We start from the raw sequence: 11,585 nt of genomic DNA, 5'->3' as shown, positions 1-11,585 counted from the left end.
CCGTTGGGCATCTTCTCCCCGCGGGGGAGAAGAGGGAATAGGCTGATCGAGACGCTGATATTTTTGAGTGACGTACATGGGAGGAAAGAATGGCCGAGTTTAGAATTGCGCCCGATCTGGTCGCTGCAGAAAACGACAAGCGCGCCGCCGCGCTGAAGTCCGATTATGAGGCGCTCGGAGCCACGCTCGCGCGGCGCGGTATCGATATCGAAGCCGTCACCAAAAAAGTTTCAGAATTCTTCGTTGCTGTTCCGTCCTGGGGCGTTGGCACCGGCGGCACGCGCTTCGCCCGTTTCCCGGGCACCGGCGAGCCACGCGGCATCTTCGACAAGCTCGATGATTGCGCCGTCATTCAGCAGCTGACGCGGGCAACACCAAGGGTTTCGCTGCACATTCCTTGGGACAAGGCCGATGCGAGGGAATTGAAGGCGAAAGGCGATGCACTCGGCCTCGGCTTCGACGCTATGAACTCCAACACCTTTTCCGATGCGCCCGGTCAGGCGCATTCCTACAAGTTCGGTTCGCTGAGCCACGTCGATGCTGCGACCCGCTCCCAGGCCGTCGAGCACAACATCGAATGCATCGAAATCGGCAAGGCGCTGGGCTCGAAGGCGCTGACGGTGTGGATCGGCGACGGCTCGAACTTACCGGGACAGACCAATTTCACCAAGGCCTTCGAGCGCTATCTCGCCGCCATGGCCGATATCTACAAGGCGCTGCCGGATGACTGGCGGCTGTTTTCAGAGCACAAGATGTACGAGCCGGCCTTCTATTCTACGGTCGTACAGGACTGGGGCACCAACTATCTGATCGCGCAGACCCTCGGCCCCAAGGCGCAGTGCCTCGTCGATCTCGGTCACCACGCGCCGAATACCAATATCGAAATGATCGTCGCGCGCCTCATCCAATTCGGCAAGCTCGGCGGTTTCCATTTCAACGATTCCAAGTATGGCGACGACGATCTCGATGCCGGCGCCATCGAGCCCTACCGCCTGTTCCTCGTCTTCAACGAACTGGTCGATGCCGAGCGGCGCGGGGTCAACGACTTCAATCCGGCGCATATGATCGACCAGTCGCATAACGTCACGGACCCCATCGAAAGCCTGATTTCCAGTGCCAACGAGATTCGTCGCGCCTACGCACAGGCGCTGATTGTCGATCGTAAGGCACTGGACGGCTATCAGGATGCGAATGACGCGCTGATGGCGTCGGAAACACTGAAGCGCGCCTATCGCGCCGATGTCGAGCCGATCCTGGCCGAAGCTCGCCGCCGCGCCGGCGGCGCCATCGATCCGGTCGCCACCTACAGGGCAAGCGGCTATCGCCGCAAGGTTGCCAGCGAACGTCCGGCATCCGTTGCCGGCGGTGGCGGGATCATCTGACGCCCCCGGTAATTCCGGCGGATGGGCGACCTCATGCCCTCCGCCGAAAGTGCTTTGCTCAATAACCGAGCGCCATGCCATCCTTGCGGTGGTCGGATGCGCCGAGCAGGATGCCGCGCTCGTGATCGATCATGATTGCCTGCGCGCCGCCGATCGGTTCATCCGACCATTCGACGACATGGCCGCGTCGCTCCAGATCCCGCCGGGTTTCCTCCGATATGGTCGGCTCGAGCGAGAGCTTGCCGCCGAAGGAGAAGCTGCGCGGTTGGTCGCTCGCCTGCTGCGGATCGAGATCGCGATCAAGGATCTGGGTGAGCATATGGGCATGGCCGGCTGCCTGATATTGTCCGCCCATGACGCCGAAACTCATGCGCACCTTGCCATTTTCCATCAGCATTGCCGGAATGATCGTATGGAAGGGCAACTTGCCGGGGCCGATGGCGTTCGGATGGCCCGGTTTGACGACGAAGCCGGCCCCGCGGTTCTGTAGCAAGACGCCCGAGCGAGGCGCATAGATGCCGCTGCCGAAAGCCATGAACACGGAATTGATGAGGGAAATGGAGTTGCCGTCCCGATCGACGACGGAGACATAGACCGTGTCGCGATGCGTCGGTCCGTCCCAGATCTTGGTGTCGGCGGCACGCTCGAGGCTGATCTTCGCCCGCATGGCGGCGACCGATCGATCGGACAGCAATTCGTCGATGTCGAAAGTGAGATGGTCGGGATCGCAGATCAGTTGGTCGCGCATGGCGTAACCGGCCTTGGTCGCTTCGGCATGCAGGTGGATGCGGTCGGCTTCGGAAAGCTTGGGATCGCGAAGGTCGAAGCCGTCGAGAATGCGGGTGATCAGCAGCGCCGCCAGGCCCTGGCCGTTCGGCGGGCATTCCAAAAGGTCCCGGCCACGGAACTTGCCGGAAATAGGCTTCGTGTCGAAAGCCTTGTAGTCCGCGAAGTCGCTTTCCTCGTGCAGGCCACCCAGCGATTGAAGAAGCGCAGTGATCTCCTCGGCCACAGGGCCGCGGTAGAATGCGTTCCGACCATCTCTGGCGACGGCTCTGAGGGTGGCGGCAAGCGCCGGGTTGGCAATACGGTCGCCGGTGCGCGGCGCCTTGCCGTTCGGCAGGAAATAGGCAGCCGCTTGCGGATATTTGGCCACTCGATAGCTGTAGCGGCGCCAATCGAGTTCAACGCGCGGCGTGACGCAATAGCCTTCTTCCGCAGCCGCGATTGCAGGGGCCAGAACGCGATCCATGCCCAGCCGGCCATAGGAGCCTATCAGCCGGCACCATGCATCGATCGCGCCGGGAATGGTAACGGCATGCGGGCTGTCGTCCGGGATGGCACTAAAGCCCTTATCGAGGAAATAGTCGAGATTTGCCTTCTTCGGTGCACGGCCCGAGCCGTTCAGCCCGACCGGCGTACCACCGCCAGCGCTGTAAAGCGCGAAGCAATCGCCGCCTATCCCCGTCATGTGCGGGTCGATGACGGACTGCAGTGCGACTGAGGCGACGGCAGCGTCCACGGCATTGCCACCGGCTCGCAGAATGTCGACGGCGGCAAGTGTAGCCAGTGGATGCGAAGTTGCCGCCATGCCTTTGTCGGAGATCGCGACAGATCGGCCTGGCTTGAAAAAATCTCGCTGCTGCATGGTTTCGATGCTCTCCATGTGTCCCGCACCCATCCGTCTGCGATGCGGCGTCGTTAGTGTTTTACGGTGTTTTGGCGGTCATGGAAGAGATGAACTGGCCGAGTGGTGATTTTCGGTTGCGTGCTGCCGCATATGAGGTGGCGCTGAGTGCCCAAGCGGCGAAGATATCTGGATATTTGTCATGTCGGTCCGACACATTGGAGACCGAACTTAGACTGTGCGATCGGAGCGGCGAAGGCCCCGTTCTTCCGATTCTCGCGCAGCAGGCGATCACTTTCGAGTGGTCCGACAGCGGGAATTGAGTATTGTCGAGGGCAGCGATGCGGTTGATTCATGATTGGGTGATCGGCCGATGTCTCGAAGGACAGAGCCTGTTCTGGATAGGTGAGGAAAGACGATGACGATTGACATTAACGGTTTTGCCGGACGCCTGAAGCGCCGCGAAAATGGCGGCATGATCTCCGGCTGGGTCGGTATTCCCGACGCGATGCTCGTCAACCATCTGGCGCAGGAAGATTTCGATACGCTCGTCCTGGATATGCAGCACGGCATGTGGGATATGGCTTCCGCCGCAAACGGCATTGCGCATGTCCGGCTTGCCGGCAAGCCGGCAATTGCCCGCATTCCGGTCGGCGACTTCGCATCGGCATCGCGGCTTCTGGACGCCGGGGCCTCCGCCATTATCGCGCCGATGATCAATTCCGCAGATGACGCACGCGCCCTGGTGAAGGCGACCAAATATCCGCCGCTCGGCGAGCGCAGCTGGGGCCCCTCGCTTGCTCTCAATCATTTCGCCATTTCCGCGGAAGACTATCTGCAGAGCGCCAACAGCCTGACCGTTACCATCGCGATGGTCGAAACCCGGACAGCGCTCGACGCGATCGACGAGATTCTTGCCGTTGATGGTATCGACGGCATCTTCATAGGCCCATCGGATCTTTCCATCGCGCTTTCGAATGGTGCCCGGCTTGCGCCCGAGAGTGCTGCGATCGACCAGGCGCTTTCGACCGCGCTTGCACGCTGCCGCGCCCATGGCAAGATCGTCTGCGCCTTTGGCGGCGACGGCGATCGCGCCGGGCAATATTTGAAGCTCGGCCTCGATCTGGTCATTGCCGGTACGGAAACGGCGCAGCTGCGGGCAGGTGCCCGCACGGCCATCCAGGCTGCGCGCAAGATCGCGGACCAGAGCTGACGCCTTACAGACCTGACCAAGATGGTTCCGGATAAGCCGATGCTCACTCCGTGATATTGAACGATGGTTTTGGATCTGCTGCCATCAAGGCGCCGGCGGATCCAGGCATTCAGAATGCTGGGCGGCGAACGTTGAAGCAATTCCGGAGAACTGCACAAACGGCTTTCGGTCCGGAATTGCGAGACAACAAAGAGATAGAGCGGTTTGGCAGTTCCGTGAAACGGTGAACTGCTCCAGCCTCCGTTAATTTACGAGCTTTACGAAGCAGGGATTATACGACTCTTCGCCACAGCTGCCGCGGGCTTTCGCCGGCGTGATCGTGTTTTGGATGGCGATGGCGACAAGCGATACGGCAATGATCGTCAAAACAGTTCTCGTATATTTATCCATGAGATTCCCCGGTGATAGAAGGATGAAACATACGCACCTTAAAATTGATTTTCTGAACGCCACCTGAATATCGATGCTTAGGGTTGTATCCCGATGTGCGTGACGAGTCTCGGAATGACGGTGCACGCGCGCATTTCCCTCCCCCACATTGAGCGCAGCCCGTGCTTGCATCCTCGTCGGGCTGCAGGCATTCTCGCGCCGATATGACGGAGCGGAATGATTTGCCGAAAGTGCAGGAACTGGCGATGGGACGCGGTTTGCGGCGGGAGGCGGGCCAGCGCGTGACCCTGCGGACGGTTGCGACCGCTCTCGGCCTGTCCGTCACGACCGTCAGCCGCGCCTTGAAGGAAGGCCCCGAGGTCAATCGGGAGACGATCGAACTGGTCAAGCGGGCGGCAAGCGAGCTCGGCTATCGTCCCAATCTCGGTGGCATCAATCTTCGCACCGGCAAGACCCATGCCATCGGCATCGTGCTGCCTTTCGGGCGCGAGGGTGAGATGAACATTGTCGTCGCCTCGCTGATCGAGGGCGCCTCGCGCTACATGAAGGCGCGCGGTTATCGGACCACGATCGTACCGCAACTGCAGGCCGATGATCCCTTGGCGACGGTGCGTGATATCGTCGAAGAAGGATCGGTCGACGGTATCGTCATCACGCATACGACCCCGCAGGACGACCGCGTCAAATATCTGCTCGAGGTCGGCATGCCCTTTGTCACTTTCGGCCGTACCGAACTCTTGAGCGTTCATCCGAGCATCGACCTCGACCATGAGGTGATCGGCGCGGAGGCGGCGCGCCTGCTTCTGGATGCCGGGCACCATATGCCGCTGCTGATCGCGCCCAGCCATCAATTCACCTACAGCCTGCAATTCGTTCGCGGCTGGCGCAGGACCTTTGCCGAGCGCCATCTGAACGTCCCGGACGACTGCATTCATTTTACCACCGCGACCCCGGATAATGGTCGCGAGATGGCAAAGCGCATAGCCGTGCAGAAACCTGAAGCGAGCGCCGCTTTCGTCGCGAGCGAGGAAGCGGCGCTTGGGTTCCTCGCCGGCCTGCGCGACGCCGGACGACAGGCCGGCAAGGACTTCGCTCTGATCACTTACGGCGGCACGGCGCTGCCGGACTTTTTCAATCCGCCGCTCAGCACGTTCCACTATTCGAACCATGCCATAGGCGAGCGTTTGGCCGCCTTTCTGCATCGGGCGATCGCCGGCGAAGATCCGGCCGATCTGCGCGAAGTCGTCCGCGCCGCCTTCGTCGATCATCAGAGCCAGGCCCGCCACGGTTAAACAGTGACGCAGCGCGCAAGATGAGCGAATTTCCGGAAGGTATTCGTAACGTTACGAATTCCTCTATTCTTCCAGAATTCGCTGCGATGGGCCAGAAAATATCGGGTTGACAGATGTCTCGTTTTTCGTGATCGTAACGTTACGAATGACGAGAACGCGGGCTGGGAGGCTCGCGGGCAAGTCATTTCCGCATGCCGTTGACAGGTAGTCGCATTCCGAGGGGAGGAGGATGACATGAGCGGAAACTCGCTTTTTTTCGGATCGCCAATTTGGACCTTCAATTGGAATCCGCCCTATCAGGCGCCGCTCCGGCGGCTTGCCCGCACCGGCTGCAAGGGGTTCGAGCTGACGGCATGGTCGGTGGACATGCTGAGCTACTATACGCCCAAAACCATTGGTGAATTGAAGACGATCGCTGACGGGGAGGGGCTGATTCTCACCAATTTCTTCTTCAATCTGCCGTTCAACCGCGCCGCGAATGCCCCCCTCTCGACCGTCGATCTCGATGGCTACAAGCGCGGGATGGATGTCGCCGCTGCCATCGGCACGCCGGTCGTGACAAGCATGACGCCCTATCCGTTTCAGTCCGAGGTCAAGCCGATCCTGCAGCGGCCGATTTCGCAGGAATGGAGTGCGGCGGTCGAGCAGCAATGGGATTGGACAGGCGAATATGACGCCGTCGTCGAAGGTTTCGCCAGCGCCTGCGAAATTGCCGCCTCTGCCGATCTCAGGGTTGCAATCGAGCCGCACCCCTATCGCTGGGTCAGTTCCGGTCAGGGCATGCTGCGCCTGATCGAGCGCACCGGCGCTGCCAATCTCGGCCTGAATTTCGACCCGAGCCATCTCTTTCCGGCTGGCGACATGCCGCATTACGTCGTGCTGGCACTCGGTGATCGCATCTTCAATACGCATTTTTCCGACAATGAGGGTCATACCAACGCCCATTGGCGGCCTGGACGCGGCAAGATCGACTGGAAGGCGATCTTCGCGGCACTTCGGACCATCGGCTATTCCGGCCCGATCACTCTGGAGTTGGAAGATGCGCCTGGGGCCTCGCACTGGACGCATTTTCGCGAAGCGACGGCAGAATTCGACGACGAGATGCGCCGCGGCATGAACTATCTGCGCACCGCTGCCGCAGAGCTTGATATCACCATTTCGTAAGAGGCAAATCCCAATGAGCAACGAGCCCATGAAAGTCGGCATCGTCGGCGCCGGCAATATCAGCGCCACCTATGTCGCGACCCTGCACATGTTCGATTTCATCCGCGTGAAATCGGTCTACGATCTCTACGACGCATCGGCGCGCAAACTCGCCGAGCAGTTCGGAATCGAAGCCGTGGCGCTCGATACGATGCTCTCCGACCCGGAAATCGGCCTGATCATCAACCTGACGACGCCGGTCTCGCATTATGCCATCAGCAAAAAGGCCCTGCTTGCCGGCAAGCATGTCTATTCGGAAAAGCCGCTCGGCATTTCCATGGCCGAAGCGGAGGACCTGATGGCGATCGCGCGGGCAGGGGATCTGCGGCTTGGCTGTGCCCCCGACACCTTCCTCGGCGGCGGCCACCAGCTGACGCGCCGGCTGCTCGACGAAGGGCGCATCGGCAAGACGATCTCGGCAACGGCAATGCTGCTTTTGCCTGGCCACGAGCACTGGCACCCCAATCCCGCCTTCTTCTATGGTCGTGGCGGCGGTCCGATGCTTGATGTCGGCCCCTATTACGTCACCAACCTGATCGCACTGCTCGGCCCGGTGCGCGAGGTCTTCGGCACGGCGAAGATCACTCGTATCGAACGTACGGTGAAGGCCGATCCGCATCGCGGCGAGACGATCAAGGTCTTGGTGCCGACGCATCTGACCGGCGTGATGGAATTCCATAGCGGTGCGACCGTCACTATCGCCACCAGCTTCGACGTTATCAAGCACAGGCACAATCAGATCGAGCTTTACGGCTCCGAAGGCACCATGGTGACGCCGGATCCGAACAATTTCACCGGCAAGGTCGAAATATTCCGCGATGGGGACGAAGCATGGCGGGAGATTCCGGTCGATCATCCCTACACCGAAGGTATGCCCGGCCATCTCGGCCTGCGCGGATTGGGCGCGGCCGAAATGGTGGATTCCCTTCGCTCGGGGCGCCCACATCGGGTATCGTCGGAACTGGCCTTCCACGCATTGGAAGTCATGACGGCTTTCGAACGCTCTGCCCAATCACGCGGCGTGGTTGCAATTCATAGCAGTTGCGGCCGCCCGGATCCGATAGCGCGCACAATTAATGAGGGACGTTTCGCCTAGGCTGCGCTATAGAGTTCAGGAAAATGCGGTCCTTTCGGGTTGCAGGCTTGACGAAGGGGCAATGCCAGAGGAAGCATTGACCACTTGCCGCTGGGAACGGAGGCCCGGCGGCGCGGTTTTGGAGGATCGTTGAATTCGGCACCCGATGTCTGTGGACGGCGGCGGCTGAACACAGGCGTTGGGAGAACGCTATCAAAGGAGGAGGAACGCATGCGCAAATTGATGATGACATTAGTCGGCGCCACGGCGCTGGCTGCGGCGAGCGTGACCGGTGCTCTGGCCGAAGGCAAGAAAGCTGAAGTCCTGCATTGGTGGACTTCGGGCGGTGAGGCTGCAGCCGTGAAGGAACTGGCCAAGGCCTTCAACGCCGCCGGCGGCGAATGGGTGGATACCGCCATTGCCGGATCAGGCTCGACCGCCCGTCCGATCGGCATCAACCGCATCATCGGCGGTAACCCACCGACGGCCATGCAGTTCAATACCGGTACGCAGATGAACGAATTGGCCCAGCAAGGCCTTCTGCGCCCGCTCGACGATCTCGCCAAGGAGCAGGATTGGAAATCGGTTCTGACGCCGTCCTTCTATCAGGCCATCCAATTTCAAGACCATATCTACGGCGCACCGATCAACGACCACGGCCAGAACTGGGTCTTTTATTCCAAGGCCGTCTTCACCAAGGCCGGCGTGACGGAAGAGCCGAAAACCTGGGACGAAATGTTTGCCGCGCTCGACAAGATCAAGGCGGCCGGCCTGATCCCGATTGCCGTCGGCGGCCAGCCCTGGCAGCTGCAGTCGATGTTCAATGCCATCCTGCTCGGAGAAGGCGGCAAGGATCTCTACGCCAAGGTCTGGAAGGATCTCGATACGGATGCGGTCAAGTCCGACAAGTTCAAGCACGTGGTGGAGGTCTTCGCCAAGCTGCGCAACTATCAGGATCCTGGCAGCCCGAACCGTGATTGGAACGTCGCGACCGGCATGCTGATCGACGGCAAAGCCGGCATTCAGTTCATGGGCGACTGGGCCAAGGGCGAGTTCATCCATGCCGGCCTTGTGGCCGACAAGGATTTCGGCTGCATCCTTGGGCCGGGTGAATCCAACTTCATGATGGGCGGCGACATCTTCGTCTTCCCTGTCCTGAAGGACAAGACCGCCACCGACGCTCAGACGTTGCTGGCGACGGTCATCATGTCGAAGGAAGGCCAGCTTGCCTTCAATTCCAAGAAGGGTTCCGTGCCGGTGCGCCTCGACGTCGATACGTCGAAGCTCGATGCCTGCGCCCAGAAGGGCCTGACTGCGCTCAAGGATCCGAGCCGCCAGATCCTCGCGCCGGATGTGCTCACCGCTCAGGATATCGTCCAGACGGAACAGGATTTGGTCGCCCAGTACTGGACGACGCCAAGCATGACGGCCGACCAGTTCGCCGAGCAGTTTGCGCAGGTGATTGAACAGGCGAAGTAAGCTTCGATCGACATCCATGCGGCGGCAGGCATCCCTGCCGCCGGCTTCCATGAATGCTGAGGAGGAGCGCGCCCATGAGCACCCCAGATACGAGTGCCGCCGCCGCACCAGCGGCCGCCAGGCCTGCGAGCGTCAGCCGCAGGAAGATGCATTTTTCGCCCTATGTGGCGCTGTTCCCGGCTTTCGCCATCGTGCTTCTCGCCTATGTCGTCACGGTCGTCTGGAACATCTGGATATCATTCACGGACAGCAAGGTGCTGCCGGTCAACATTTTCGTCGGGACGAAGCAGTATGAGCGGTTGTTTTCGACGGCGCGCTGGCTGCTGTCGCTGCAGAACGTCGTTCTCTTCGGCATTCTGTTCATTGCCGGCTGCCTGATCCTCGGCTTTCTGCTGGCGGTCGCGCTCGATCAAAAGGTGCGTTTCGAAAATACCTTCCGGACGATCTTTCTCTATCCCTTCGCCATGTCCTTCATCGTGACGGGGCTGGTCTGGCAGTGGATCATGAATCCGACGCTCGGCCTGCAGAAGGTTGCCGACAGCATCGGCTTCACCTGGTTCCGCTTCGACTGGATCGTCCAGAGCGATCTTGCCCTTTACGTCATCGTGCTTGCCGGCATCTGGCAATCATCCGGCCTCGTCATGGCGATCATGCTGGCCGGCCTGCGCGGTGTCGACCGCGAATTGTGGAAGGCGACGCGTATCGACGGCGTGCCGAGCTGGCGCGTCTATCTGCACATCGTCATCCCGATCCTCAGGCCGACCATCATCACCGCTAGCGTGCTTTTGGCGATTGCTGTCGTCAGGGTCTACGAACTCGTGCTGGCGACCACCGGCGGCGGTCCGGGGATCTCGACCGAAGTGCCCGGGAAATTCATCATGGATTACCTCTTCGGGCGCGGCAATATCGGCCTTGCGACGGGGGCATCGACCGTGATGTTCATCACGGTGGTCATCCTGGTGGCGCCCTGGCTCTATTATGAATATTTCCGTGAAAAGCCGAGGGGGAACTGATGACGACGCCATCTTCCGTCACTGGTGCCATGCAGGGTCCGACCGGGCGCAAGCCGCAGCATCTGACCCCTGGACGCATCGGCCTCTATCTCTTTCTCGTCATCGCGGCCCTGTTCTTCCTGCTGCCGCTCTATGTGATGCTCGTCACTTCGTTCAAATCCATGCCGGAGATCCGCCAGGGCAATATCTTCGCCTTTCCGCAGATGTGGACGGCGGATGCCTGGGTACAGGCGTGGAGCACCGCCTGCACCGGACTTGAATGCGGCGGCATCAGCGTCGGCTTCTGGAACTCGGTGAAGATCCTGATCCCGAGCATGATCCTGTCGATCCTGATCTCGTCGCTGACCGGTTACGCACTGTCCTTCTGGCGGGTCAGGGGCGCGAACGTGCTCTTTGCCATCCTGCTGCTCGGCGCTTTCATCCCCTACCAGGTGTTCATCTATCCGCTGGTGCTGATCTATCGCGATGTCGGCATCTATTCGACGCTGCCCTGCATCATCATCACCCACACGGTCTTCGGCCTGCCGGTGCTGACGCTCTTATTCCGCAATTATTACTCGAGCTTGCCGATGGAGCTCTTCAAGGCGGCCCGCATCGATGGCGCCGGGCTTTGGCAGATCTTCTTCCGGCTGATGATCCCGATGTCGATCCCGATCCTGGTGGTGGCGGCGATCCTGCAGGTGACGGGCATCTGGAACGACTTCCTCTTCGGCGTCGTCTTCGCCGGCCGGGAAAACTTCCCCATGACCGTGCAGCTCAACAACATCGTCAACTCCACCCAGGGCGAGAAGCTTTACAACGTCAACATGGCGGCGACCATCCTCACCGCCCTGGTGCCGCTGATCGTCTATTTCGGCTCGGGCCGCTGGTTCGTGCGCGGCATCACCGCCGGCGCAGTCAAGGGATAGTTC

General features: G+C 60.5%; 9 protein-coding genes. 8 read left to right on the top strand and 1 reads right to left on the bottom strand.

Going from position 1 to position 11,585, the window contains the following annotated elements:
* Positions 1–89 precede the first annotated feature (89 nt).
* Entirely contained in the window at positions 90–1,382 is a 1,293-nt protein-coding gene (gene rhaI, locus FHT84_RS22505) for an L-rhamnose catabolism isomerase (protein ID WP_183763998.1), read from the top strand.
* Positions 1,383–1,440: 58 nt separating this feature from the next.
* Here rhaI and ggt read toward each other — a convergent pair whose 3' ends face one another.
* Complete coding sequence (gene ggt, locus FHT84_RS22500; protein WP_246713301.1) at positions 1,441–3,048, bottom strand: gamma-glutamyltransferase; 1,608 nt, start codon at positions 3,046–3,048, stop codon at positions 1,441–1,443.
* A 379-nt stretch (positions 3,049–3,427) separates the two neighbouring features.
* Here ggt and FHT84_RS22495 point away from each other — a divergent pair, with 379 nt between their 5' ends.
* The 7 genes from FHT84_RS22495 (at position 3,428) to FHT84_RS22465 (ending at position 11,582) form a co-directional block, all read left to right on the top strand.
* Complete coding sequence (locus tag FHT84_RS22495; RefSeq protein ID WP_112342353.1) at positions 3,428–4,222, top strand: aldolase/citrate lyase family protein; 795 nt, start codon at positions 3,428–3,430, stop codon at positions 4,220–4,222.
* A 635-nt stretch (positions 4,223–4,857) separates the two neighbouring features.
* A complete protein-coding gene (locus tag FHT84_RS22490; protein WP_183764001.1) occupies positions 4,858–5,904 on the top strand; it encodes a LacI family transcriptional regulator in 1,047 nt (348 codons plus the stop codon).
* 234 nt (positions 5,905–6,138) lie between these two features.
* Positions 6,139–7,068 (top strand): sugar phosphate isomerase/epimerase, encoded by a 930-nt coding sequence (locus FHT84_RS22485; RefSeq protein ID WP_183764004.1) that lies wholly within the window; start codon positions 6,139–6,141, stop codon positions 7,066–7,068.
* A gap of 13 nt (positions 7,069–7,081) precedes the next feature.
* Positions 7,082–8,203: a Gfo/Idh/MocA family oxidoreductase gene (locus FHT84_RS22480; protein WP_183764007.1), complete on the top strand. Its 1,122-nt coding sequence runs from the start codon at positions 7,082–7,084 to the stop codon at positions 8,201–8,203.
* A 210-nt stretch (positions 8,204–8,413) separates the two neighbouring features.
* A complete protein-coding gene (locus tag FHT84_RS22475) occupies positions 8,414–9,661 on the top strand; it encodes an ABC transporter substrate-binding protein (RefSeq protein ID WP_246698596.1) in 1,248 nt (415 codons plus the stop codon).
* Between the two features lie 74 nt (positions 9,662–9,735).
* On the top strand, positions 9,736–10,674 hold the full coding sequence (locus FHT84_RS22470; protein ID WP_183764010.1) for a sugar ABC transporter permease: 939 nt from the start codon (positions 9,736–9,738) through the stop codon (positions 10,672–10,674).
* Positions 10,674–11,582 (top strand): carbohydrate ABC transporter permease, encoded by a 909-nt coding sequence (locus FHT84_RS22465; RefSeq protein WP_183764013.1) that lies wholly within the window; start codon positions 10,674–10,676, stop codon positions 11,580–11,582. The genes FHT84_RS22470 and FHT84_RS22465 overlap by 1 nt, the downstream gene beginning before the upstream one ends.
* Positions 11,583–11,585: the final 3 nt, after the last annotated feature.

The sequence above is a fragment of the Rhizobium sp. BK289 genome, from assembly GCF_014193575.1.
GTDB classification, from domain to species: domain Bacteria; phylum Pseudomonadota; class Alphaproteobacteria; order Rhizobiales; family Rhizobiaceae; genus Rhizobium; species Rhizobium tropici_C.
Note: the sequence above shows the minus strand (reverse complement) of the source record. Positions and strands in the feature narration are given on the sequence as shown.